The following is a 23,966-nucleotide window of genomic DNA, read 5'->3' as shown; positions in this document are numbered from 1 at the left end:
GTGTTGCGTGTTGTGTTCTGTTCTCGTGGGAGGCCCGGATGGCGGCCCGCCCCCCCCCCCCCGGCCGTCCCCGCCCACCCCTCCCCCGCTCACCTCCTCACCGCACAGCCCCCTGGGAGGCACCCCGTGAAACCACGCCCGAAGCTCGCGGCGGCGGCCCTGGCCGTCGTGGCCGCGCTGGCCACGACGGCCGTGTCCGCCTGCACGGCCGGCACCGAGAACGCGCCCGCGAAGCCGCAGAGCGGGAGCACCCCCGACCGGACCCCGGTCACCATCACGATGTGGCACGGCTTCGTCGCCGACAACGAGCTCAAAGCCTTCGACGACGCCCTGGCGGGGTTCCACCGGCAGTACCCCTGGATCACCGTCACGACCACCAAGGCCGTCCAGGACGACCAGATCATCCAGGCCTCGCGCGGCGGCAACCCGCCGGACGTGGCGCTGTCGTTCACCACCGACAGCGTCGCGACCTTCTGCAAGACCGGCATCTTCCAGGATCTCGAGCCGTACATGGCGGCGAGCAAGGTGCAGGAGTCGCTGTTCCCGAAGGTCATCGCCGAGTACACCCAGTACAAGGGCCGGCGGTGCGTGATGCCGATGCTCGCCGACACCTACGGCCTGTACTACAACAAGAAGCTGATGAAGGGCGCGCAGCCCCCGAAGACGCTGTCGGAGCTGGCCGCGCTGACCAAGAAGCTCACCGTGCGCGACTCCAAGGGCGACATCAAGGTCGCCGGGTTCGTGCCGAGCAGCCAGATGTACGAGAACGCCCCGATCCACACCGGGACGATGGTCGGCGCGAAGTGGACCAACCCGGACGGCACCTCGGCCATCGGCGGCGACCCGGCGTGGAAGAAGCTGATGACCTGGCAGAAGGACCTGGTCGACTGGTTCGGGTACGACAAGCTGGAGAAGTTCCGCAAGAGCTTCGGCGACGAGTGGTCGGCCGACAACCCCTTCATGAAGGGGCAGGTCGCCATGGCCATCGACGGCGAGTGGCGCAACGCCATGATCGCCTCCGACGCCTCCGGACTGGACTACGGCACCGCGCCGGTCCCGGTCGCCGACGACCGGCCCGACCTGTACGGCGGCGGCTTCATCGCCGGCACGGTCATCGGCATCCCGCGGGGCGCCAAGCACGCGCAGGCCGCCTGGGACCTGGTCCGCTATCTCACCACCGACACCGACGCGCTGGTCACCCTGTCCAACGCCCTGCGCAACGTGCCGAGCACGCTGCCGGCGCTGCAGTCCCCCAAGCTGGACAAGGACCCCAACTTCCAGACCTTCCTCGACATCTTCGCCAGCCCCGCCAGCAGCACTCTGCCCGCCCACATCAACTCGGCCTTCAACCAGCAGACGCTGCAGGAGGCGCAGATCAAGTGGGAGTCCGGCCGCGGTGACGACCTGGACGCGCTGCTCGCCGACGTCGACAAGAAGATCGACGACAAGCTGAAGCTCACCGCGGGCGGCTGATCCGATGGCGACGACGACGCTCGGGCGCCGCGGGAACGCGGCGCCCGTCCCGGCCCGGTCCCCGCGGCGCCGCCGCGGCCTGGTGGCCCTGCTGTTCCTGTCGCCCTGGCTGGTGGGCTTCGGGCTGTTCTTCGCCTACCCGCTGCTGGCGACCGTCTACTTCTCCTTCCAGCGGTACGACCTGTTCAGCCTGGAACCGGTGGGGCTGCTGAACTACCGGTACTTCCTGCGGGACGAGGCCGCCTGGACCGCCATCAGGAACACGCTGTGGCTGGTCGCGGTGATGGTGCCGCTGCGGGTGGCGTTCGGCCTGGGCATCGCCCAGCTCATCACCCGGCTCAAGGCCGGGGCCGGCTTCTTCCGCACCGTGTTCTACCTGCCCTCGCTGGTGCCGCTGGTCGCCGGGACGCTGGGGTTCGTGTACCTGCTCAACCCGGCGAGCGGACCGGTGGCGGCGGCGTTGTCGGCGATCGGCCTGCCCTCCCCCGACTGGTTCGGCGACCCGGCGTGGGCCAAGCCCGGCCTCACCCTGCTGGCCCTGTGGTCGGTCGGCGACCTGATGGTCATCTTCCTGGCGGCGCTGCTGGACGTGCCCAAGCAGCTGTACGAGGCCGCCGCGCTGGACGGCGCGGGCGCCTGGCAGCAGTTCGCCCACATCACCCTGCCGGTGATCCGCCCGGTGCTGATGTTCGCCGCGGTCACCGGGGTCATCCAGACGCTGCAGTACTTCACGCAGGCGATGGTGGCGGCGCGGGTGGCCTCGGGGGGCACCGACTCGGCCGGGACGGTCTTCGTCCCCGGCTACCCCGACCAGTCCACCCTCACCTTCCCCGAATGGCTCTTCCACCAAGGTTTCCGCGACTTCGCCATGGGCTACGCCTGCGTGCTGGCGCTCATCCTGTTCGCGGTGTCCATGGTGTTCACCCTGATCCTGCTGCGCCAGTTCCGCGGCATCGAGGAGGAGGCATGACCCTCACCGCGGCTCCGGCCCCGCCGGCCGGGCGCGCCCGGCCTCGCGTCCCGCGCGGCCACCGGCGGCGCGTCGCGCTCGGCTGGATCGCCACGCACGCGCTCGCCATCGCCCTGGCGATCATGTTCATCGGCCCCCTGGTGTTCATCGCCCTGACCGCGGTGATGACCGACCACCAGGCGCTCACCTCGCGGCTGTGGCCCGACCACTTCGAGTGGGGCAACTTCGCCGACATCTTCCGGCGGGCGCCGCTGCTCACCTGGATCGGCAACACGCTGCTGTACGCGATCCTGGCCACGGTGTTCATGCTGGTGTCGTCCATCCCGGTCGCCTACGCACTGGCGCGGCTGCGCTTCCCGGGGCGCAGGCTGGCGTTCCTGCTGGTCATCACCACGATGATGCTGCCTCCGCAGGTGGTGGCGGTGCCGATCTACATCCTGTGGGCGCGCTTCCACCTGACCGGGACGCTGTGGCCTCTCATCCTGCCCATGCTGCTCGGCGACGCGTTCTCCATCTTCCTGCTGCGGCAGTTCCTGGTGACCATCCCCCGGGAGTACTCCGACGCGGCGCGGGTGGACGGGTGCGGGGAGCTGCGCACGCTGGTGCGGGTCATCCTGCCCATGGCGCGGCCCGCGATCGCCGCGGTGGCGCTGTTCCAGTTCTTCTATTGCTGGAACGACTACTACGGTCCCCTGCTGTACGCCGGGACCGAACCCTCGAACTGGACGCTGTCGCTGGGACTGGCATCCTTCAAAGCCGTGCACCACACACAGTGGAACCTCACCATGGCCGCCACCCTGCTGGCCATGGCACCGGTGATCATCGTGTTCTTCTTCGCCCAGAAGGCCTTCATCGAGGGCGTCAAGCTGACGGGAGTCAAGTGATGAAACTGGCCGTTGTCGGGGGCGGCTCGACCTACACGCCCGAGCTGATCGACGGCTTCGCGCGCCTGCGCGACGAGCTTCCCATCTCCGAGATCGTCCTGGTGGACCCCGACGAGCGGCGGCTCGCGCTGGTGTCGGCGATGGCGTCGCGGATGCTGCGCAGGGCCGGCCACCCGGCCGTCGTCTCCACGGCCGCCACCGTGGACCAGGGCGCGGCGGGGGCGCAGGCCGTGCTGCTGCAACTGCGGGTGGGCGGGCAGGCCGCCCGCGACGTGGACGAGACGCTGCCGCCGGCCTGCGGCTGCGTCGGACAGGAGACCACCGGCGCGGGCGGGCTGGCCAAGGCGCTGCGCACCGTCCCGGTGGTGCTGGACATCGCCGAACGCATCGCCAAGGTCGCGCCCGACGCCTGGATCGTGGACTTCACCAACCCGGTCGGCATCGTCACCCGGGCGCTGCTGCAGGCCGGGCACCGGGCCATCGGCCTGTGCAACGTGGCCATCGGGTTCCAGCGGCGCTTCGCCGCCCACCTCGGCGTCGCCCCCGAGCGGGTCTCGCTCGGCCATGTCGGACTCAACCACCTCACCTGGGAACGTTCCGTCCACGTGGACGGCCGGGACGTCCTGCCGGAGCTGCTGGCCGACCACGGTGAGGAGATCGCCGCCGACATCGGCCTGCCCGCGCCGCTGATCCGGAGGCTCGGCGTCGTGCCGTCGTACTACCTGCGCTACTTCTACGAGCACGACGCCGTGGTGGCCGAGCAGCTCGGCAAGCCCTCCCGCGCGGCCGAGGTGGCCGCCCTGGAGGAGTCGCTGCTGCGCATGTACGCCGACCCCGCCGTGGACACCAAGCCCGAGCTGCTCGCCAGGCGCGGCGGCGCCTTCTACTCCGAGGCGGCGGTGGCCCTGATCGCCTCGCTGGCCGGCGACCGGGGCGACGTGCAGGTGGTCAACCTGCGCAACGACGGCACGCTGCCCTTCCTGCCCGACGACGCGGTGATCGAGGTCCCCGCGCGGGTCGGCTCCTCCGGCGCCACCGCCCTGCCGGTCGACCCGGTCGAGCCGCTGTACGCCGGGCTGATCGCGCATGTCACCGCCTACGAGGCGCTGGCGCTGGAAGCCGCCCTGCACGGCGGCGCCGACCGGGTCGCCGACGCGCTGCTCGCCCACCCGCTGATCGGGCAGGCGTCCCTGTCGGCCGACCTGGCCGCCCGGCTGGTCGCCGCCAACCGCGCCTTCCTGCCCTGGGCCGGCGACGGGGCGGTGCCCGCGTGAGGACGGTCCTGGCCGTCGACGGCGGCAACAGCAAGACCGACGTCGCCCTGGTGGCCGAGGACGGCACCGTCCTGGCCACCGGCAGGGGCGGCGCGTTCGTCCCGCAGAGCGCGGGCGTGGCCGCCGCGATCGACGTGCTCGGCCACACCGCGCGGCTGGCCCTCGGCCCGCAGGCCGAGCCGCCGTACGCCGACCTGGTGGCGGCGTACGTGGCCGGTGCCGACCTGCCCGTGGAGGAGGACCTGCTCCACGACGAGATCATGGCCCGCGGGTACGGCCGGCGGGCCGTCGTCGGCAACGACACCTTCGCGCTGCTGCGGGCCGGCACCTCCCGGCCGTGGGGCGCCGCGGTGGTGTGCGGCGCCGGCATCAACGCGGTCGCGGTCGCCCCTGACGGCCGGGTCGCCCGCTACCCGGCCCTCGGCAGGATCAGCGGCGACTGGGGCGGCGGCCTGGGCCTGGGCGAGGAGGTGCTGTGGCACGCCGTGCGCGCCGAGGACGGCCGAGGCCCGGCGACCGCCCTGCTCGACGTCGTGCGCGGGTTCTTCGGCGTGCGGCTGGCCGAGGAGGTCACGATCGCCCTGCACTTCGGCGAGCTGCGGGCCGACCGGCTCCACGGGCTGGTGCCCGAACTGCTGGCGGCCGCGGCCGCCGGAGACGCGGTCGCCCGCGACGTGGTGGAACGCCAGGCCGACGAGGTCGCCGTGATGGGCGTGGCCGCGATGCGCCGCCTCGGCATGCTCGACGACCCGTGCGAGGTGGTGCTGGGCGGCGGCGTGCTCACCTCGCGCGACCCGCTGCTGACCGCGCTGGTCGAGGAGCGGTACACCGCGCAGGCGCCCCGGGCGGCGCTGGTGGTGGCCGCGCTGCCGCCCATCGCGGGGGCCGCGCTGCTCGGCCTGGACCGCCTCGGCGCCGGGCCGGAGGCCGCCGACCGGCTCAGGGACGCCTTCGCCGGCGCCCCCGGCGGCCGTCCGGCGCCCACCGCCGCGCCGTCGGCCTGACGGCTCGGTCAGGCCAGGCGGGCGCGCACCTCGGTCAAAAGCCGGCGGAACCAGGCGTGCCCAGGGTCGGCGTCGTGCACCGGGTGCCACCAGAAGGCCTCGACCAGCGGGACCGCCTCGAACGGGCATTCCAGGACGCGCACGTCCAGCGCGTCGGCCACGACGGCGGCGAGCCTTTCCTGCATGAGGGCGATGGCGCCGGTGTCACACACCAGCCGCGGCATGGCCAGGAAGGACTCGGCGACCGCGATCACGCGCAGCCGCACGCCGAGCAGTTCCATCTGCCGCCACGGGGCCGCCCTGCCCATCGGGTCGTTGAAGGTCGTGACCCAGGGCAGGGCGTCCAGGTCGGCCATGGTCAGCCGGTCGCCCACCACCGGGTTGGCGGTGGAGACGACGCAGACCCACCGGTCGCGGAACAGGTCCATTCTGCGCGGCAGGTCGAGGTAGCCGTGCGGCATGAGCACGCCGTCGGAGGTGCGGTAGAAGTCGGGGTCGCGGGAGAAGGCCTCGGGCGTCGCCGGCTCGAAGCGGACCGAGGCGTTCGGCGCCCGCCGCTCCAGCACCCCGATCAGATGCCGGCCGGCCACGCTCAGGCCGTAGTCGGAGGACACGACGGTGAAGGTGCGCCCCGACCTGGCCGGGTCGAACTCCGCCTGGGCGGAGAACACCCGGTCCACGGCCGAGACGGCGACGGCGGCCAGCGGGCACAGGTGCCGGGCGAAGGGGGTCAGCTCGTAGTGGTTGCCCACCCGGGTGAGCAGTTCGTCGTGGAAGTGGCGGCGCAGCCGGGCCAGCGCCGCCGACAGGGTGGGCTGGGTGCGCCCGAGCCTGAGCGCGGCCCCGGTCACCGTGCGCTCGGTCAGCAGCGCGTGCAGCGCCTGGAGGTGGACGTTGTCCAGGCCGTGCGGATGGGCCCGCGCCTCCCCCGGCCCGTCCGGCGGCCAGGCCCTCGGACCGGCGCCGGCCGGCGGGGACGCACCCCGCGCGGGGCGGCCCGGCTGCTTGGTGCCCACGTCAGCACCCTACGCGTCCCCCGAGATGGCGCTCGACGCCGGTGCCCCGGTCGCCGCGCGGGCCCGTCCTGGGGCCACCACCGCGGGACATGGGGGCCGTCCTGGCGCCCGCCGCCATCCCCGCCTCCCCGCCTCCCCGCCGTCCCCGCCGGCCGTGCCGTCCCCGGCCGTTCGCGCGGGCCGTCCGCGCGGGCCAGGCGCGGCGCCGTGCAACCCGGGCGGCCAGGTGGCAGGCAGCAGGCTCAGGTCCGCGGCGTTCCCCCCTCTGATCGCGTTCGCGGCGACCGGGTCGGGCACCGCTTCGTGCACGCGCCGCACCGGATCCTCGACGCCCATGTCGAACGGGTAGTCCGAGCCGAGCAGGACCCGGCCGACGCCGACGGCGCGGATGAGGGCGACGAGCGCCTCAGGGGCGTGCACGACGGTGTCGTAGTACAGGCGGCGCAGGTAACAGCTCGGCAGGTGCCGGCACGTCCGCGCTTCGGGCCGGACGAGCCAGGCGTGGTCGAGGCGGCCGGCGAAGGCGGGCAGGTAACCACCGCCGTGGGCGGCGACGAACCGGAGCGCGGGATGGCGGTCGAGCACGCCGGAGAAGATCAGGTGGGAGAGCGCGACGACGTGCTCCACCGGCTGGCCCACGCTGTTGGACAGGTACCAGCGGTCCAGGCGGGCGTCCAGCGAGCATCCCCACGGGTGCAGGAAGATCACGGCGTCGAGCTCCTCGGCGCGCCGCCACAGCGGCTCCAGCCGGGGGTCCGACAGTTCGGTCGGCGGGCCGCCGCCCGGGCCGGTGGCGTGCGAGGTGATCTCGACGCCGCGCAGGCCGCAGCGCACGACGGCGTCCTCCAGCGCGGCCAGGGCCACCTCGGGGTGCCGGATGGGCGCGACGCCCAGGCCGCACAGCCGCTCGGGGAGGCCGGCGCAGTGGGTGGCGACCCCTTCGTTGGTGGCCTGCGCGATGGCCCAGGCGAGGCTCGGGCCGGCCCACGGGTGGTAGAGGTGCGGGGCGACCGAGACGACCTGGGCGTCCACGCCCGCCGCGGACATCGCGGCGGCGCGGGCGCCGAGATCGGTCAGCCGTTCCCTGCACTCGTCGAACCGGCGGTCGCTGACCCGCGCCGACTCCGGTCCGAGCCGCGCCCGTTCCAGTTCCTCGTAGGCCACCAGAGCGGGGCGGCCATCGGCGAGCGCGTGGACCTCGGGCAGCCAGACATGTGCGTGGACGTCCACCGTCGGGCAGGCGCTGTTGCTGGTTCCGGAAGACATGTCCGCCTCTCATGACGGCGACTCTTGCTCACCATCCTGAGCAGCAGAACAGGACAAAGCAACACAATTCCGACGATAGACACATAGAAGGCGTCTATCCCGCCCCCACCGAAGGCTTGTCCAGCCTGCTCCCGCATCAGGGCTTCGGCGTCGCCGGCCTCATCCCCCGGCTTCACCCGCGACGAACGCCGCGGCGAGCCGGGCGTACTCTTCGGGCTCCTCGGCGTGGACGAAATGCCCGGCGCCGTCGAAGCGGCGGAACGTCCCGCTCGGGACACACTCTCGGAACAGGCGTATCTCCTCCGGGCCGGTCACCGGATCATGGCCGCCCTTGATCAGCAGGGCAGGCCGGGTGAGCCGTTCGCGGGGCGGACACTCCCCGGCACGACCGGCCTTGCGCGGCGGTCGGCGTTCAGGGGGCGCCGGTGGTGAGGTCGGGGGTGCGGTGCTCGTAGGGGGTGCTGAGCACGATGGTGGTGCGGGTGGAGACGTTGGCCGACGCCCGGATCTGCTGCAGGAGGTGCTCCAGCGCGTTCGGCGACTGCACGCGCACCTTGAGGATGTAGCTCTCGTCACCGGCGACGCTGTGACAGGCCTCGATGGCGGTCAGGTGCTCGAGCTTCTCGGGCGCGTCGTCGGGAGCGGAGGGATCGATCGGTTTGATCGACACGAAGGCGGTGAGCGGCAGCCCGACCGCGTCGTGATCGACCAGGGCCGCGTACCCGCGGATGACGCCGCGTTTCTCCAGCCTGCGCACCCGCTGGTGCACGGCGGACACCGACAGGCCGGTCTCCTTGGCGAGGTCGGTGAAGCTCATGCGGCCGTCCGCGGCCAGCAGCATCACGATTCGGCGATCGATCTCCTCCACTCCGTAAACGGTAGCGCCCCATGAGCCCGTTTCGTCATCTAACCGGTTACGTCATGGTTCCAACCGACCTCCCTACGTGGCCGCGAACCGGCGCGCCCCGTCCGCGCGCCGCTCGGCGGCCTACCGCAGGGGGTTCCTGGCGACGCCGGTGACGATCGCGGTGACCACCTTGTGCACGGCCCCCGCCTCGGGCGGGACGCCCGTGCGGTCGGCGAACATCAGGTGCCCGGTGCCGATCAGCATGGCGGCGAGGGTGTCCACGTCGGCGTCGGCCGCGACGCGGCCGAGCTCGCGCTCGGCGGCGAGATAGGAGCCGATCATGATCGCGGCCTCGGTCAGCACGGGGACGCCGGCCGGCCAGGCCTCGCGCAGCCGGTCGCGGAGCTCGTCGCGGGAGCCGACCAGGCCGACGACGGCCACGGCCACCGACTCGAACAGGGCCGTGAGCGCGGCGGTGAGGTTGCCGGCGACGGTGCCGGTGCCCGCGGCCTCGCGCAGGGCGGCCGTCTGGCCGTCGATGAGGCCGACGCGGTCCAGGACGAACTCGGCGAGGAAGCCGTCGAAGTCGGCGAAGTGCCGGTGCAGGACGCCCTTGGCGCAGCCCGCCTCCGCGGTGACCGCCCTGCTGGTCAGCGCGCTCGGCCCCTCCCGGAGCAGGATGCGCTCCGCGGCGTCGAACAGCTGTTTGCGCGCGTCGCGGATGTGCACGCCCGTCGGCACCGCACATCCCTCCTTCCACGGCCGGTCCTGCCCGATTGATAAGTGGGCAAGCGCCCACTATGGTGGGCGCATGCCCACTCTACCGTCGGCGGAGGCCTCCCCTCCCCCGTCCGAACCACATCACGCCCGGCAGATCGCCGAGTCGTTCGGCGTGGACGCCGAACGCTACGACCGGGCGCGTCCCCGCTACCCCGAGGCCATGGTCCGGCGGATCGTCGCCGGCAGCCCCGGCCCCGACGTCCTGGACGTCGGGATCGGGACGGGCATAGCCGCCCGGCAGTTCAGGGACGCCGGCTGCCGGGTGCTCGGGGTCGAACCCGACGAGCGGATGGCCGGCTTCGCGCGGCGCGGTGGCCTGGAGGTCGAGGTGGCGACGTTCGAAGCCTGGCAGGCCGCGGGCCGGGCCTTCGACGCGGTCATCGCCGGGCAGGCCTGGCACTGGGTCGACCCGGTCGCCGGCGCGGCGAAGGCCGCCCGGGTGCTGCGCCCCGGCGGGCGGCTGGCGGTGTTCTGGAACGTCTACCAGCCCGAGCCCGAGATCGGCGAGGCGTTCGCCGCGGTGTACCGCCGGGTCCTGCCCGACGCGCCCATAACTCAGAGCGAGGCGTCGGACGCGGACCCGTACTCGGCGATCACCGCCAAGGCGGAGGACGGCGTCCGGCAGGCGGGCGCGTTCGGCGAACCGGAGCGGTGGCGGTTCGACTGGGAACAGCCCTACACCCGCGACGAATGGCTGGACCAGGTGCCGACCACCGGCCTGCACACCCGGCTGCCGTCCGACACGCTGCGGGAGGTGCTCGACGGCATCGGCGCCGCGATCGACGCGGTGGGCGGTGGTTTCGTGATGCGCTTCGCCACGGTGGTGGTCACCGCGGCGCGCACCGGCGCCCTCTGACTCCACTCGGCGCCCTGTGACAGCGCCCTGTGACAGCGCCCCATAACCCGGCGCGACGCGAATGCCTCCGGCGGTCAGCGGCGGCGGCCGATCCAGAGCTTCTCGGAGATGTGGCAGATCCGGTGGCGCTTCCTGCAGATCGCCACCTGGGCCGGGGAGTGGCCGATCACGCTCGCGTTGGACACGTGCTGGACGCCCCGCATGTAGGTGGGGCTGTGGACCTGCGCGTAGCTGTAGTTGTGCCGGCCGTTGCCGATCACGATGGGCCCGCGGTCACCGGTGACGGCGATGGCGCGCGCCTCACGGGGAAAGGCCGCGGCGCCCGCGGAGGCCGGCGTCCCGGCCGCGGCGGCAGACAGCGCGACCACGAGCACGGCGCGCGCCGGCCACCGCGCGCCGGGGAACCCCCGGTCGGGCGGGCCGGGAGCATGGCGGCGGTCCAGGGCGTTGCGCACCTTGCCTCCCCAGGTCGCTCGCCGGCCGTCCGGTCGGATCCGGCGCCGGCGTCCCTCCGCCCATACCCTGCCGACGCTCCCCGATCTCGCCGGGGACGGGGCGCCGCACAGAAGATTGCCGCCTGTTTGCCATCGCCCGCCCGCTCCTCGCGTCAGGGCTCCTGGCGGGGGAAGGCTCCCTGAGGGGACAGGCCCGGGGGGAAGGTCGGCGATGGGCGCGTGGGCGCAGGTCACAGAGACGCACTCGGGCGTCGTGGTGCTGCTCGGAGACCGGGCGTACAAGATGAAGAAGCCGGTGCGCTTCGGGTTCCTGGACTTCACCGACCGGGAGGCCCGTCGGGCCGCCTGCCAGGAGGAGGTGGCGCTCAACCGGCGGCTGGCCCCCGACGTCTACGAGGGCGTCGCCGACGTGATCGGCCCGGACGGCCGGCCCTGTGAGCACCTGATCGTGATGCGGCGCATGCCCGCCGAGCGCCGCCTGGCCGTCCTGGCCCGCTCCGGCGCGCCGGTGGGCGAGCACCTGCGGCGCATCGCCCGCCAGGTGGCGAGCCTGCACGCCCGGGCCCGCCGCGGCCCGGAGATCGACCGGGAGGGCGGTGGCCGGGCGCTGCGGGCCCGCTGGACGGCGAGCCTCGCCGAGGTCCGCGAGCTGCACAGCGGCCCAGGCGAACCCGGCGAACCCGCCGAACCCGCCGAACCCGCCGAACCCGCCGAACCCGGCCAGCATGGCGAACCCCGCGAGCATGGCGAACTCGGCGAACGTGGCGAACATGGCCGATCGGGCTGGTCCGGTGAGTCCGGCGGTCCGGGAAGCCCCGTCGGCGCCGCGGCGCTCGGCGCGATCGAGCGGCTCGCACTGCGCTTCGTCGACGGCCGGGAGCCGCTGTTCCGCGCGCGCGTCGAGCAGGGCCGCATCGTGGACGGGCACGGCGACCTGCTGGCCGAGGACATCTTCTGCCTGGACGACGGGCCGCGCATCCTGGACTGCCTGGAGTTCGACGAGCGGCTGCGCTTCGTCGACGGGCTGGACGACGCCGCGTTCCTCGCCATGGACCTCGAGCGGCTCGGCGCGCCCGGCGAGGCCGTCGCGTTCCTGGACCGCTACGCCGAGTTCTCCGGCGACCCCTCCCCGCCGTGCCTGGTGCACCACTATGTGGCCTACCGGGCGTTCGTCCGCGCCAAGGTGGCCTGCCTGCGGCACGGGCAGGGCGGCACGGGGGCGGCGCGCGAGGCCGGCGAGCTGGCCGAGCTGGCGCTGCGCCACCTGCGGGCCGGCGCGGTGACGCTGGTCCTGGTGGGCGGGCCGCCCGGGACGGGGAAGTCGGCGCTGGCGGGCGCCGTGGCCGACCGCCTCGGGTACACGCTGCTGAGCAGCGACCGCGTCCGCAAGGAGATGGCGGGCCTGGCGCCGCAGACCCGTGCCACTGCCCCCTTCGAGGAGGGCATCTACCGGCCCGAGTGGACCGAGCGCACCTACGGCGAGCTGCTGTCGCGGGCGGAGCGGCTGCTCGGCCTCGGTGAGCCGGTGGTCCTGGACGCCTCCTGGACCGGCGCCGCGCACCGGTCGGACGCCGAGCGGGTCGCCCGGCGCACCTTCACCGACCTGGTGGCGCTGCGCTGCGCGGCGCCGGCGCGGGTGGTGGCCGAGAGGCTGGCCCGCCGCACCGCGGGCGTCTCGGACGCCGGCCAGGCCGTCTCCGAGGCCATGGCGGCCAGGACCCCGCCGTGGCCGGGCGCCGTGGAGATCGACACGGGCGGCGCCGTGGAGGACGCCCTGGACCAGGCGCTCGGCGCCCTGCGGCCGCCCTGCGCCCCCGCGGCTCCCCGTTTCCCACGTCCCCGCCTGGAGCCCGGCTGATCGGCGGCGCAAGCCGCCGGCCGACGGCGCAGGCCGCTGACCGGCGCGCAGGCGGCACGGGCGGGCGGCCGCCGGCGGTCCGCGCCGTGTTCACCACGTCCACTCGCAGGCCGTGTCGTACATGCAGGTGTCCTCGCCGGGCCACCGGCCGGTGGGCGGCATGGCATGCATGGCAGGCATGGCCGCGGGCAGGGCCTGCAACGCCCGGACGTCGGTCTCCGTCGTCACCGTCGTCGCCTCCTTCGGGATCGTAGCCGCGGCCGCCGTCGCCGTGGACGTGCTCGCCGTTGTGCCGTCGTGCGCGTCGTCCCGCGCGATCGGTCCACCTCCTCCGATGTCCGCTGTCGCGCCGGGGCATGGTCCCGCCCCGCCCAGGGCCGCGCTCGGCCGGGACCGGCGGGCGCGGAGGATCAGCACGCGGATGATCAGCGGGCGGCGGGACCCGGCCCGGCGAGGACCTCCGGCAGCCACATGCGCGGCCCGCCGTCGCGCAGCCGCAGCAGCAGGGCCACCACGCCTGACAGGCCCACGTTGAAGCCGGCGGCCATCTCGGCGTCCTGGTCGCCGGGGACGACCATGCGCCCGTCCCGCAGGGCGTGCCGAAGGCCGATCGCGGCGGCCAGGTCCAGGGCCCATCGCCGGTGCCGTCCGCCGCCGCCCATCTCGGCCAGGTCCAGCAGGAACTCGGCGTCGCCGGACAGGCCGTGGCACTGGCCGGCGCCCGCGTGCCACCGGGAGCGGTGGACGGCGACGGCGGCGCCGCGCGCCAGGCCCAGCAGGGCCTCCTCGCCGGTCTCGCGCCACATCCGCACCAGGAACGTGCCGACGCCCGAGGAGCCGCTGCACCAGTGCGTCAGCGGCCGGTCGTCGCCCTCGCCGCCCGGCCAGTAGGCGGCGTCCCGCTCGACGCGGGCCGCCCGGACGAGCGTGCCGGCCGCCTCGGCCGCCAGCTCCACATAGGCCGGCTCGCGCAGCGCCCGTCCCGCGGCGAGCAGGAAGGCGGCGTTGCCGGCGACGCCGTGGGCGAAGCCGTAGTGGACCAGGCCGGCCAGGGTGGAGGCGAAGTCGCGCGGGATCGGCCACAGCAGCCGCCCGTCCGCGCGCGTGGCCGCGCCGGCGACCGACGCGGCGGCCTCGCGGGCCCGGTCCAGGAAGACCTCGCGGCCGGTGACCTCCCAGAAGCGCAGCTGGGTCAGGCCCGCGCCGGAGGTCCCGTGGCAGACGTCGGGGTTGGGCCAGCGCAGCGGGACGCGCAGCGCCAGGTCGGCGGCCAGCCGTTCGAGGTCGTCGTCGCCGAGCGCCCGGCCGGCCTCCAGCAGGGCCCAGGCGGTGCCGGAGCGGCCGAAGTACAGTCCGGGCAGCATGCGGGGTTCCCGCGGCACCCCGCGGCGGATCCATCCGGCCGCCGCGGCCACGGCCTCGCGCAGCGCCGGGTCCGGCCGGCCCCGGAACGCCCGTACCAGGACGCCCAGCACGCCGGCGGCGCCGTGCTGGACGTTGAACGGGTCGGCCGACCCGCCGAAGCCTCCGGCCGGCCACAGCCGTTCCCCGGCCGAGGTGTCCATGGAGGCGACCAGATGCGCGAGCCCGTCGTCCAGCAACCGCCCGAGGCCGTCGCCGCCGCGGTCCCCGTCTTCGTGCTCCTTCTGCGCGTGAGACCGAGAGGCGCCCGCGGCCCCCGCCCGGCCGCCGGGCAGGTCCGGCGGGCCGGGCGGGACGGACAGGGCGCGACGGACCTCGGCGAGACCGGGGCGGCGGTCGGGGTCCTCGTGCAGGAGGGCGAGGATGAGCGGCGCCAGGCGGGCGGCGGCGGGATTGCCCCGGGAGGCGTGGGCGAGCCACGTCCCCAGGCGCTCGCGCAGCGGCCGTCCCGGCGGGTCGTCGGCGGGCAGGCGGGGGTCGGCGCCGGTGACCAGGTGGAACAGCGTCGCCCCCAGCCCGTGAAGATCCACCGACTGGGCGGGAGCGGGGCCGAACCCGGTGCGCGTCCCCTGCTCGGGGGCGCCGTAACCGGGGGTGCAGGCCCGCATCACCGGCTCGCCCGGCCGGGCGAGCAGTTCCAGGTCGATGAGCCGCAGCCCGCCGTCCCCGGCGACCATCACGTTGCCGGGGTTGAAGTCCTGGAGCACCAGGCCGCGGGCGTGGACGAGCGCCACCAGTCCGGTCAGCTCGGCGGCGACGCGCAGGGCCCGCACCGGCGGCGGACCCCAGGAGCCGTCCTGGCCGCGGGCCGTCTCCGCGTGGATCGCGCGCACCCATTCGCGCAGGGTGACCCCGGCGATCGCCTCCTGGACCAGGAACAGGTCGCCCTGCTGATCGAACAGGCCGCCGGTGAGCGGGGTGATCCCGGACGGCTCCAGCAGCTCCAGCATGGCCGCCTCGTGCCGCAGGGCGTCGCGGACGTCCAGGCCGCCCGGAGTCGAGCCCACGTGCCTGCGGGCCTGCTTGATGATCACCGCCGATCCGGTGCGCTCGTCGACGGCCTCGAACACCCCGCCCTTGAGCGCGTGGCGCACGGCCCCGTGGACGACGTACCGGCCGCCCAGGAGCACCGCCTCGACGGCGCCGCCGTCCCCTGCCCGCGCCTCCCCCGGCCCCGGCGGCCCGGATGGACCGGACGGACCGGGCGGACCGGACGGACCGGGCGGACCGGGCGGCGGGGCGGGGTCGGCGGCGAAGGGGTCGCGCGGCGCCCAGGACGGCGCGGCGTACCAGGGCCTGCGCTCGTCCAGGACGTACGACCCGTCCGGGGCGACCAGCATCGCCACGCGCGAGCCGTCGTTGCCGAGCCTCACCCGGCCGCGGTGGGCCCCGTACCGGTAGTGCACCAGGCTGCCGGGCCGGTAGGGGCGGTCGGAGAGGATCACCGGCCCCGGCAGGCCCTCGGTCGCGCGGTGCAGCTCCTCGGCCAGGGCGCGCAGGCGCTCGTCGTCGGCGTCGGGGTAGGCGGTGATGAACTTGCCGCCCGCGGCGCGGTCGTACCGCGGTGAGGTCAGCTCGGCCACCCGATCGAGGGTGCCGGCGAACTTGAACGGGCAGCCGTGCCGCGCGAGCACGGCGGCGGCCCTGGCCAGCACCAGCGGGGCCGACAGCGGAGTCGCCGACAGGTGCAGTTTCCATCCCTGCGCCAGGGACCCGCCGACGCCTCGCACCGAGCACCAGAACGCGCCGGGCTCGACGCGCCGGCCGTCCGCGCCCTGCCGTTCCAGCACCGCCCGCACGACGTCCACCAGGATCGTGTCCCCCGCGGCGTCGCCGGGCGCCGGCGCGGCGTCCGCGCCGCTCGCCGGCGGCCGGGCGTTCACCGCGCCTCCCCCTCCGAGGCGCGGTGAACGCACCGCGGCGGGAATGCTCGGGCGACGTCCCCCGTCACGTGCGCCGGGCGGCGAGAAGCGCCCATCATGGACCCCCGTTCTCAAGCGTGCGGCCACCACGGGCTTGCCCGCACCGTGGTCGAGGCCGTCCCCACGACTCCGCCGGCGGGACCCGCAGACCTGTTCCCCGTGCCGCGGGCCCCGCCGCACCCCATGCAACGCCCCCGGCCGGGCTCTGTCTGCGTACTAATACCGGCACGCCGCCCTGTTTCCACGGCGTCAGAAGGCCGAAAGGCTCCGGGGGGCCCAGGAGAACATCTGCGGGGTGCGCGGACCGGCGGTGACGCGCGGCCACCGCCGCCGGTGCACGACGAGGAGCACACCGAACGGCCATACCGGCCTCTGACCTGGTAAAACCCTGGGCCGGATGTCCTAAAGGCCGCTCAAACCACTCGCCCCGACATGGCAGCCTGAGGCTCGTGCGTAATCGGAACGTAATCGCAGGCATATGCGCGGCCATGTTCGCCCTGGTCGGCGGCGTTTCCACTCCCGCCATCGCCCGGTCCGCGCCCCCGGCCACCGTCCTGGCCACCGGGACGACCGCCGCGGGTGGATCGGTCCTCTCCGCCGCCGTACCCGTGGCGCTCCCCGCCGCAGCGCGCCGGGCGCCGGAGGTCTACGGGCGCGCCACCTTCCTGCTCGACGCCTCCTCCGGCAAGGCGCTGCTCGACGAGAACGCCGCCGACCGGCTGCCGATCGCGAGCCTGACCAAGGTCATGACCGCCTACGTCGTCCTTCGCGAGGCCAAGCTCACCGACGTCGTCCAGATCACCGCAGCGGACGTGAGCCACGCCGACGACAACGGCGGCACGAGCGCCGACCTGCGCCCCGGCGACCGGGTCCCGGTGGGCGAGCTGCTGTACGGCCTGATGCTGCCCTCGGGCGCCGACGCCGCCCACGCGCTGGCCCGCACCTACGGCCCCGGCGTCGAGGGGTTCGTCGCCAAGATGAACGCCACCGCCCGCGGGCTCGGACTGGCCGACACCCGGTACGTCAACCCCGACGGGCTGCCGATGTCCGGTGGCGACGGCTACTCCACCGCGCGCGACCAGGCGCGTCTCGCCGCGGCGGCGCTGCGCGACGCGACCTTCCGTGAGGTCACCTCGACCGAGACCCACTCGGTGGACGCGACGGACGGCCACGGGGCCTACACCTGGACCAACACCAACCACCTGCTCGGCGACCCGGGCGTGCTCGGCGTCAAGACCGGTTTCACCAACGCGGCCGGCTACTGCCTGACCTTCGCCGCCGACCGCGACGGCCGCCGCCTGGTCGGGGTCATCCTCGGCGAGGACGTCTCCAGCCGCCGCTTCTCCACCGCCGAGTCCCTCCTGGACTGGGCCGCGGACGACTCCACCTCGTCCTGATCCGCCTCAGCGGGCCGGTGGGCGGGGGCGGTTCCACCACAGGGTGAGGGACAGGGCCGTGGTGATGAGGACGCCGCCCGCGGCGGCGAAGACGGCGGAGGCGTCCACTCGGCGGTCGACGACGGTGAAGCTGCTGGGCAGGGCCTTGAGGGCGGTCTGGAGCTGGTCGGCGTTCTCGGCGCGGTGGTAGGCGCCGCCGGTGGTCCGGGCGATCCGTTCGAGCGCGGGCTCGTCGATGGTGCGGGGGTTGCGGCCCCTGTCGAAGCCGCCGCGACCGCCGCGGCCGTAGCCGCCCAAGCCGCCGTAGCCGTCGAACTGGGAGTTGTCGCAGACCATCGGGGCGGGGGCGGTGGTGCCGAACCCGATGGGGAAGACCCGGACGCGGCGCAGGGCCGCTTCCCGCGCGGCGGTCTGGGGCTCGACGCCCTGGGTGTTGGCGCCGTCGGTCAGCACGATGATGGCGGCCGCGTCGCCGCCGCCGCCGTTGCCGGGGTCGGCGCCGGTGGGGGCGACCGACGGGTCGACCTCGGCGATCGCGTCGATCGAGGTGAGCACCGCCTGGCCGATCGCGGTGCCGCGGGACACGGTGAGGTTCTCCATCGCCTCGATCAGCGCGTCGGTGTCGTCGGTGGGAGGGACGAGCAGCCCCGCGGTGCCCGCGAAGGTGACCAGGCCGATGCGCGGTCCGCCACGCTGCGACTCGATGAAGTCCGCGGCGGCCTTCCTGGCGGCGGTGATGCGATTGGGCGCGACGTCGGTGGAGCACATCGAGCCGGAGGTGTCGAGCGCGAGCAGGATCGTCGCGGAGGTCCTCGGCACCGGCACCGGCGCCTGGGGGCGCGCGGCGCCGAGCGCGAGCAGCGCGAGCCCGGCGACGAACAGCGCGGCGGGGATCTTCCGGGTCCAGCGGGTACGGCCGGGCAGGGCGCTGCGGACCAGCGCGATCGAGGTGACCCGCACGGCGGCCCGCCTCCGCCGGCGGCGGGCCCACTCGCGGACGGCGAAGATCAGCGGGATGACCAGGATCGACAGCAGCGCCCACGGCCATGACAACGACATTCAGATCACCCGTCCAGACCGCAGCACGGTGAGCGCCGCTCCCGCGGTCAGCAGCGCGAAGGCGAGCCCGATCAGCCCGCCGGCGAGCGGAAGCGGCTCGTCGGAGACGGTGAGCCGCAGGTCGATCGTGCCGGCGATCCCGTCGAGCCGCGCGGCGTCCGAGGCCGGGTGGTAGGCGCCGCCGGTCGTCCGGGCGATCAAGGCGAGGGTGTCCTCGTCGAGCGAGGTCCGCAGGTGGTAGCCGTCGACCTTCACCGTGGCCCCGGCCGCGGTGACGACACCGACGGTGTGGACGTGGACGCCCGCCCGCTGGGCCACGGCGGCGGCCCGGCCGACGTCGGCGCCCTGGTTCTGGCCGTCGGAGAACATCACGATCGTCGCCGACGGCCAGTAGCCGATGTCGGGCGCGGCGTCGTCCCGGCCGAGCGCCACCGGCCTGCCGGTGATCGCCGACAGCGAGGCCAGGATGGCCGTCCCCAGCGAGGTGCCGCCGGAGACCTTCAGCCGGTCGACGGCCGCCAGGGCGAGGGAGTGGTCGGCGTCGGGCCGCGCGGTGGTCAGCGCGCTGCGTTCAAAGGCGACGACTCCGATGTCGACGCTGTCGGGTTGCGCCGCCACGAACGCGCGGGCCGCCCGCTGCGCGGCCGCCAGCCGAGTCGGCGCGACGTCGTCGGCGCCCATGCTGCCGGAGACGTCGATGGCCAGGACGACGGTGCCGGCGGTCCGCGGGACCGGCACCATGACCGCCGGGCCGGCGGCGGCGACGGCGAGCACCCCGACGCCGGCGAGCGTCAGGCCGATGCCGCGGTGCGCCCGGCCGCCGCCCGGCACCGCGAGCCCGGCGGCGGCGAGCGCGGCCGTCCGGCGGCGCGCGGACACGACGGCCGCCCAGGCGAGGGCCGCGGTGACCAGCAGCCCGACGGCCAGCAGCAGCGGGGAGGACAGGGTCATGAGTCCTGCTTCACCGGCCGCGCGACCAAGGGCCCGTCCATCGGCGACCTCGGCGAGCCCGGTCATGGCGACCGGTCCCGGGTCCGGGCGACGACCTCGGCGAGCGCCTCGGCCAGGTCCCGTTCGGTGCCGATGCGGTGGACGGGCACCCCGGCCCGGCGCATGCCCGCCGTGAGCCGGGCGTCGCGGGCGTCGACGGCGGCGCGGAAGCGGGCCCGCAGCAGCGGGTCGGCGGAGTCGACGACGAGCTGTTCGCCGGTCTCGGCGTCCTCGACCACGATCAGCCCGGCCTCGGGCAGCGCGTCGTCGGCGGCGTCCACGATCCGCAGGGCGACGACCTCGTGCCGCCGGACCAGGCGCTGGAGCGAGCGCTCCCAGTCGCCGTCGCCGATGAAGTCCGACAGCAGGACGATCAGCGCGCGGCGGCGCGCGAGCCGCCCGGCCGCGTCCAGCATCCCGGCCAGATCGGTGGTGGCGCCGCCGCGCGCCTCCGAGGTGCGTTCGAGCTCGGCGCCGATCCGCAGCGCGTGCCGCCGGGTGGTGCCGGGCGGGACGACGCGCAGCGTCCCGGTGTCGAACATCAGGGCACCGACGCGGTTGCCGCCCCTGCCGAACAGCCGGGCCAGGACGAGCGCAAGCTCGGCCAGAACGTCATGCTTGCCGCGTCCCGGCCGGCCCGCCGCCATCGAGGCCGAACGGTCGAGCACGAGCCACACCGTCAGCTCGCGGTCCTCGGTGAACAGCCGCAGATGCGGCTCGTCCAGCCGGGCGGTCACGTTCCAGTCGATGTGCCGGGCGTCGTCGCCGGCGTGGTAGGCCCGCAACCCGGCGAGGTCGACGCCGGCGCCGCGGTGCGCGGTGCGGTGGGCGCCCTGGAGGCGGCCGTCGAGCCTGCGGACGACCTTCCACTCCAGGCGGAGCAGGAGCTTCTCGGAGGCGGTGGCCATGGGCTCAGCGTCTCCGCAGGACGACGTCGGGCGCCCGGACGGCGCCGAGCACCCCGGTGATGATCGTGTCGGCGTCGACGTCGTCGGCGAGGGCCTCGTAGGACAGCACGAGGCGGTGGCGCAGCACGTCGAGCGCGAGGTCTGTCAGGTCGTGCGGCAGGACGTACTCGCGGCCGCGCAGGAACGCCAGCGCCCGGGCGCCGGTGACCAGGGCGATGGACGCCCGCGGGCTCGCCCCGTAGGTGAGGTACCGTTCCAGCTCGCCGAGCCCGGCGGTCGCCGGGGAGCGGGTCACGGCGACCAGCCGCACCGCGTAGTCGACGATCGCCGGATCGACGTACACCTCCTGGGCGCGGGCCCGCATCGCGATCAGCTCCTCGGCCGTCACCATCGCCTGCGGCGGCTCCGGCGGACGCAGCGCCCGGCCGACGATCGCCTGCTCCTCGGCCTGCGTCGGGTAGCCGACGACCACCTTCATCATGAAACGGTCGACCTGCGCCTCCGGCAACGGGTAGGTGCCCTCCGACTCGATCGGGTTCTCCGTCGCCATGACCAGGAACGGCTCGGGCACCCGGAACGTCTCGCGGCCGATGGTCACCTGGTGCTCCTGCATCACCTCCAGCAGGGCGCTCTGCACCTTGGCGGGGGCGCGGTTGATCTCGTCGGCCAGCAGCAGGTTGGCGAACACCGGGCCGAGCTCGGTGCGGAACTCCCCGGAGTGCTGGTGGTAGACCCGCGTGCCGACCAGGTCGGCGGGCACCAGGTCGGGGGTGAACTGGACGCGCTGGAAGCTGCCGTCGATCGCGGCGGCCAGGGAGCGGACCGCGAGCGAGCAGGACGCCTGTGGCGGCGAACCGCCGAGCCCGCCCGGCCACGGCTCCCCGAGCCTCGGCCGCGCCGGCCTCCTGCGGCACGCGCTCCATCGCTCCAACCTATAAAGCTCAGGCAAAATAGCCACAAATCCCAGCTAAGAACTCCCTGTGAACCGTCCCCGCAGCCGAGCACGGCCGGCACGGACGAGCCGTCAGGGCGAGATGGGCGCCCCGAGGTCCACGGGGACGTGGAGGAGGGCGAGCAGGCGGCGGCGCAGGCCGGAGAAGCCCGGGACGTCGACGGCGCGGGGGCGGCCGAGATCGACCTCGATCTCCTCGGCGATGCGGCCCTCGTCCAGGACCAGGAGCCGGTCGGCGAGCAGGAGCGCCTCCTCCACGTCGTGGGTCACGAGCAGCGCGGCGAAGCCGTGCCCGGCGTGGAGCCTGCCGAACAGGGCCTGCATCTTCAGCCTGGTCAGCGCGTCGAGCGCGCCGAACGGCTCGTCGAGCAGGAGCAGGTCGGGCTCGCGGACCAGGGCCCGGGCGAAGGCCACGCGCTGGGACTGCCCTCCGGACAGCTCCGAAGGCCAGGCGCCGCTCCGGTCCGCGAGCCCCACCTCCTCCAGCGCCGTCCTCGCGCGCTCGCGGGCGTCGCGGCCGCGCACGCCCAGCGCCACATTGTCGGCCACCCGTTTCCAGGGCAGCAGCCGGTGCTCCTGGAACACCACGGCCGTGGACCCGGTGGTCGTGAGCTCACCGGTGGCCTCCTGGTCGAGCCCGGCCAGGATCCGCAGGAGGGTGCTCTTGCCCGACCCGCTCTCCCCCAGCAGGGCGACGACCTCGCCGCGCCGGATCCGCAGGTCGACGCCGGCGAGGACCGTCGTGCCGGCGAACACGCGGCGGATCCCGGTGGCGGCTACGACGCTCGCAGGCCTCGACGCCATGACAACGTCCTCCTTTCAGCGGTGCGCAGGGCCAGGTCGGACAGCAGGCCGAGGGACGCGTACACGACCAGCCCCAGCACGACGATCTCCGTCTGGCTGAAGTCGCGGGCCTCCATCATCATGAAGCCCAGCCCGCTCTGCCCGTTGACCTGCTCGCCGACGACCAGGCTGAGCCATCCCGCGGCGAACGCCAGCCGCAGGCCGAGGAACAGCGACGGCATCGCCCCCGGGAGCACCACGTGCCTGATCCGCTCGAGCTGGGTGAGACCGCAGGTGCGGGCGGCCTCGACCAGCCTCTCGTCGATGCCGCGGATGCCGGCGTAGGTGTTGAGATAGATCGGGAAGAACGCGCCCAGCGCCACCAGGGAGATCTTGAGCGACTCGCCGATGCCCACCCAGATGATGAGCAGCGGGACGAGCCCGAGATGCGGCAGCATCCGGGCGGCCTGGACGGGCGGGTCCACCAGGTCGTCCCCGGTCCGGAGCAACCCGGCGACCGCGCCCAGGACCAGGGCGAGCGAGCCGCCGATGAGCAGCCCGAGGGCGGCCCGTTCCAGGGATTCCAGCAGGTGCAGGCCGAGGGTTCCGTCCAGGGACAGCCGCCAGGCCGCCGCCGCGACCTCGCTCGGCGCGGGGAGCTTGTCGTGCGGGAGGACGCCGGCCCGGGCGGCGCCCTCCCATCCGGCGACGAGCACGATCGGGGTGATCAGCCGCCGTGGCCTGAGCCTCACTGCAAGATGTCCAGGAAGCTCGGGTCGATGAGGGACGTGACGTCGACCTTGGCGGGAATGAGGGCGAGGCCGGCGAAGCCGTCCGCGATCTGCTGGAGTTCCTCGCCGACCGCGGCGTCCACCGGCGCGAGCGGCTGGGCGCTGCGGGCCAGGGCGCGGCGGGCGACGTCCTCGGGGATCTTCAGCTCGGGGGCGAGCAGCTTGACGCGCTCCTCGGGGTGGGCGATGCCCCAGTCGGTGACCTCGCGGTAGACCTTGAGGTACGCGCGGACCGCGTCGGGCCTGTTCTTCAGGATCTCCGGCGAGGCCAGCAGATACTCGCGGTTGTTGGCAAGGCCCGTGGCGTCGGCCAGGACCTTCACGCCCGGGCGCTCGGCGAGGGAGAAGTACGGGTCCCAGATGATCCAGGCGTCGACCTGGTCGTTGTCGAACGCGGGACGGGCCTCGGCCGGCTTGAGGTACTGGACCTCGATGTCGGTGATCTTCATGCCGTTGGCCTCGAGGAGCTTGACCAGCAGCCAGTTGACGTTGGACCCCTTGTTGAGCGCGACCTTCTTGCCCTTGAGGTCCTTGAAGGAGGTGAAGCCGCTCTTCTCCTTGACCAGGACGGCCTCGCCCTTCGGCACCGGCCGGGAGGTCGCGATGATCTTGAACTTGGTGCCGCCGGCCGCGGCGAAGATCGGCGGGGCCTCGCCGGTCTGGCCGATGTCGATGGCGCCGGCCTTGAGCGCCTCGATCAACGCGGGACCGCTCTCGAACAGCGACCAGGTGGCGTCCGGGGCCGACCCCTTGGCCTTGAGCAGGCTCTGCCCGCCGAACCGCTGGTAGCCGACGCGCAGGTGCTCCTTGCCGGCCTTCGTCTCACCTCCCCCGCAGGCGGACAGACCGCCGACGAGGGCGAGCACGCCGAAGAGGAGGATGATGCGGCGCATGGGGGGCTCCTTGGGTGGAACACAGCAAACGGCCGCAAGTATGCCCAAAAACCTACCTTTTGTATAGGGTAAGTAGGGATTTCGGCCCCGCCCCTTCTCGGCGAGGCCACGACGTCCACCCGGGACGGCGAACCGACGAACACGTGCTCCCGGCGCGGGATGGGGC

The 23,966-nt window shown here is 74.2% G+C and carries 22 protein-coding genes and 1 pseudogene; 8 read left to right on the top strand and 15 right to left on the bottom strand.

Features of this window, described 5'->3' with window-relative positions:
- Positions 1–126 precede the first annotated feature (126 nt).
- From ABZT47_RS37560 to ABZT47_RS37540, 5 genes are read left to right on the top strand one after another with little or no spacing between them, the layout of a single operon-like run.
- Positions 127–1,473, top strand: a complete 1,347-nt coding sequence (locus ABZT47_RS37560; RefSeq protein WP_354852864.1) for an extracellular solute-binding protein — start codon at positions 127–129, stop codon at positions 1,471–1,473.
- A gap of 4 nt (positions 1,474–1,477) precedes the next feature.
- The gene (locus ABZT47_RS37555; RefSeq protein WP_354852862.1) at positions 1,478–2,443 is read left to right on the top strand and encodes a sugar ABC transporter permease; all 966 of its coding nucleotides are present in this window, start codon (positions 1,478–1,480) and stop codon (positions 2,441–2,443) included.
- The gene (locus ABZT47_RS37550) at positions 2,440–3,327 is read left to right on the top strand and encodes a carbohydrate ABC transporter permease (RefSeq protein ID WP_354852860.1); all 888 of its coding nucleotides are present in this window, start codon (positions 2,440–2,442) and stop codon (positions 3,325–3,327) included. Before ABZT47_RS37555 ends, ABZT47_RS37550 begins: the two co-directional genes overlap by 4 nt.
- A complete protein-coding gene (locus ABZT47_RS37545) occupies positions 3,327–4,601 on the top strand; it encodes a 6-phospho-beta-glucosidase (RefSeq protein ID WP_354852858.1) in 1,275 nt (424 codons plus the stop codon). The genes ABZT47_RS37550 and ABZT47_RS37545 overlap by 1 nt, the downstream gene beginning before the upstream one ends.
- On the top strand, positions 4,598–5,605 hold the full coding sequence (locus ABZT47_RS37540; protein ID WP_354852857.1) for a BadF/BadG/BcrA/BcrD ATPase family protein: 1,008 nt from the start codon (positions 4,598–4,600) through the stop codon (positions 5,603–5,605). The genes ABZT47_RS37545 and ABZT47_RS37540 overlap by 4 nt, the downstream gene beginning before the upstream one ends.
- Positions 5,606–5,613: 8 nt before the next feature.
- On the opposite strand, the gene ABZT47_RS37535 is transcribed toward ABZT47_RS37540, so the two are convergent.
- The 5 genes and pseudogenes from ABZT47_RS37535 to ABZT47_RS37515 form a co-directional block, all read right to left on the bottom strand.
- Positions 5,614–6,621, bottom strand: coding sequence for a LysR family transcriptional regulator (locus ABZT47_RS37535; RefSeq protein WP_354852855.1), 1,008 nt, complete (start codon positions 6,619–6,621; stop codon positions 5,614–5,616).
- A gap of 9 nt (positions 6,622–6,630) precedes the next feature.
- Positions 6,631–7,887 (bottom strand): amidohydrolase family protein, encoded by a 1,257-nt coding sequence (locus ABZT47_RS37530; RefSeq protein ID WP_354852854.1) that lies wholly within the window; start codon positions 7,885–7,887, stop codon positions 6,631–6,633.
- Between the two features lie 159 nt (positions 7,888–8,046).
- Positions 8,047–8,244: pseudogene (locus ABZT47_RS37525) on the bottom strand (alpha/beta hydrolase); the annotation flags it as partial.
- A 55-nt stretch (positions 8,245–8,299) separates the two neighbouring features.
- Positions 8,300–8,755 (bottom strand): Lrp/AsnC family transcriptional regulator, encoded by a 456-nt coding sequence (locus ABZT47_RS37520; RefSeq protein WP_354852852.1) that lies wholly within the window; start codon positions 8,753–8,755, stop codon positions 8,300–8,302.
- Between the two features lie 120 nt (positions 8,756–8,875).
- Entirely contained in the window at positions 8,876–9,475 is a 600-nt protein-coding gene (locus ABZT47_RS37515) for a TetR/AcrR family transcriptional regulator (RefSeq protein WP_354852851.1), read from the bottom strand.
- A gap of 70 nt (positions 9,476–9,545) precedes the next feature.
- Here ABZT47_RS37515 and ABZT47_RS37510 point away from each other — a divergent pair, with 70 nt between their 5' ends.
- Positions 9,546–10,370, top strand: a complete 825-nt coding sequence (locus ABZT47_RS37510; RefSeq protein ID WP_354852850.1) for a class I SAM-dependent methyltransferase — start codon at positions 9,546–9,548, stop codon at positions 10,368–10,370.
- Between the two features lie 74 nt (positions 10,371–10,444).
- Here ABZT47_RS37510 and ABZT47_RS37505 read toward each other — a convergent pair whose 3' ends face one another.
- Entirely contained in the window at positions 10,445–10,825 is a 381-nt protein-coding gene (locus ABZT47_RS37505) for a hypothetical protein (protein ID WP_354852848.1), read from the bottom strand.
- A gap of 211 nt (positions 10,826–11,036) precedes the next feature.
- On the opposite strand from ABZT47_RS37505, the gene ABZT47_RS37500 reads away from it, so the two are divergent.
- Positions 11,037–12,683, top strand: a complete 1,647-nt coding sequence (locus ABZT47_RS37500) for an AAA family ATPase (protein ID WP_354852846.1) — start codon at positions 11,037–11,039, stop codon at positions 12,681–12,683.
- A gap of 90 nt (positions 12,684–12,773) precedes the next feature.
- On the opposite strand, the gene ABZT47_RS37495 is transcribed toward ABZT47_RS37500, so the two are convergent.
- Both ABZT47_RS37495 and lanL read right to left on the bottom strand, forming a co-directional pair.
- Entirely contained in the window at positions 12,774–12,911 is a 138-nt protein-coding gene (locus ABZT47_RS37495; protein WP_354852844.1) for a hypothetical protein, read from the bottom strand.
- A 197-nt stretch (positions 12,912–13,108) separates the two neighbouring features.
- Positions 13,109–15,988, bottom strand: coding sequence for a class IV lanthionine synthetase LanL (lanL, locus tag ABZT47_RS37490; RefSeq protein WP_354852842.1), 2,880 nt, complete (start codon positions 15,986–15,988; stop codon positions 13,109–13,111).
- Between the two features lie 527 nt (positions 15,989–16,515).
- On the opposite strand from lanL, the gene ABZT47_RS37485 reads away from it, so the two are divergent.
- The gene (locus ABZT47_RS37485) at positions 16,516–17,424 is read left to right on the top strand and encodes a serine hydrolase (RefSeq protein WP_354852840.1); all 909 of its coding nucleotides are present in this window, start codon (positions 16,516–16,518) and stop codon (positions 17,422–17,424) included.
- A gap of 6 nt (positions 17,425–17,430) precedes the next feature.
- Here ABZT47_RS37485 and ABZT47_RS37480 read toward each other — a convergent pair whose 3' ends face one another.
- From ABZT47_RS37480 to ABZT47_RS37450, 7 genes are all read right to left on the bottom strand, one after another.
- Positions 17,431–18,483 carry a VWA domain-containing protein gene (locus tag ABZT47_RS37480; protein ID WP_354852839.1) on the bottom strand — a complete coding sequence of 351 codons (1,053 nt, stop codon included), beginning with the start codon at positions 18,481–18,483 and terminating at the stop codon, positions 17,431–17,433.
- Positions 18,484–19,434, bottom strand: a complete 951-nt coding sequence (locus ABZT47_RS37475; RefSeq protein WP_354852837.1) for a VWA domain-containing protein — start codon at positions 19,432–19,434, stop codon at positions 18,484–18,486.
- A 62-nt stretch (positions 19,435–19,496) separates the two neighbouring features.
- Positions 19,497–20,381: a DUF58 domain-containing protein gene (locus ABZT47_RS37470; protein WP_354852835.1), complete on the bottom strand. Its 885-nt coding sequence runs from the start codon at positions 20,379–20,381 to the stop codon at positions 19,497–19,499.
- A gap of 4 nt (positions 20,382–20,385) precedes the next feature.
- Complete coding sequence (locus tag ABZT47_RS37465; RefSeq protein ID WP_354852834.1) at positions 20,386–21,312, bottom strand: AAA family ATPase; 927 nt, start codon at positions 21,310–21,312, stop codon at positions 20,386–20,388.
- Between the two features lie 93 nt (positions 21,313–21,405).
- A complete protein-coding gene (locus ABZT47_RS37460; RefSeq protein WP_354852832.1) occupies positions 21,406–22,137 on the bottom strand; it encodes an ABC transporter ATP-binding protein in 732 nt (243 codons plus the stop codon).
- The gene (locus ABZT47_RS37455; protein ID WP_354852830.1) at positions 22,110–22,868 is read right to left on the bottom strand and encodes an ABC transporter permease; all 759 of its coding nucleotides are present in this window, start codon (positions 22,866–22,868) and stop codon (positions 22,110–22,112) included. Before ABZT47_RS37455 ends, ABZT47_RS37460 begins: the two co-directional genes overlap by 28 nt.
- Entirely contained in the window at positions 22,865–23,800 is a 936-nt protein-coding gene (locus ABZT47_RS37450) for an aliphatic sulfonate ABC transporter substrate-binding protein (protein WP_354852828.1), read from the bottom strand. The genes ABZT47_RS37455 and ABZT47_RS37450 overlap by 4 nt, the downstream gene beginning before the upstream one ends.
- Between the last annotated feature and the right edge of the window lie 166 nt (positions 23,801–23,966).

Origin of the sequence: Sphaerisporangium sp. NPDC005289, from assembly GCF_040607455.1 — a bacterium.
In the GTDB taxonomy this organism is placed as follows: Bacteria; Actinomycetota; Actinomycetes; order Streptosporangiales; family Streptosporangiaceae; genus Sphaerisporangium; species Sphaerisporangium rhizosphaerae.
Note: the sequence above shows the minus strand (reverse complement) of the source record. Positions and strands in the feature narration are given on the sequence as shown.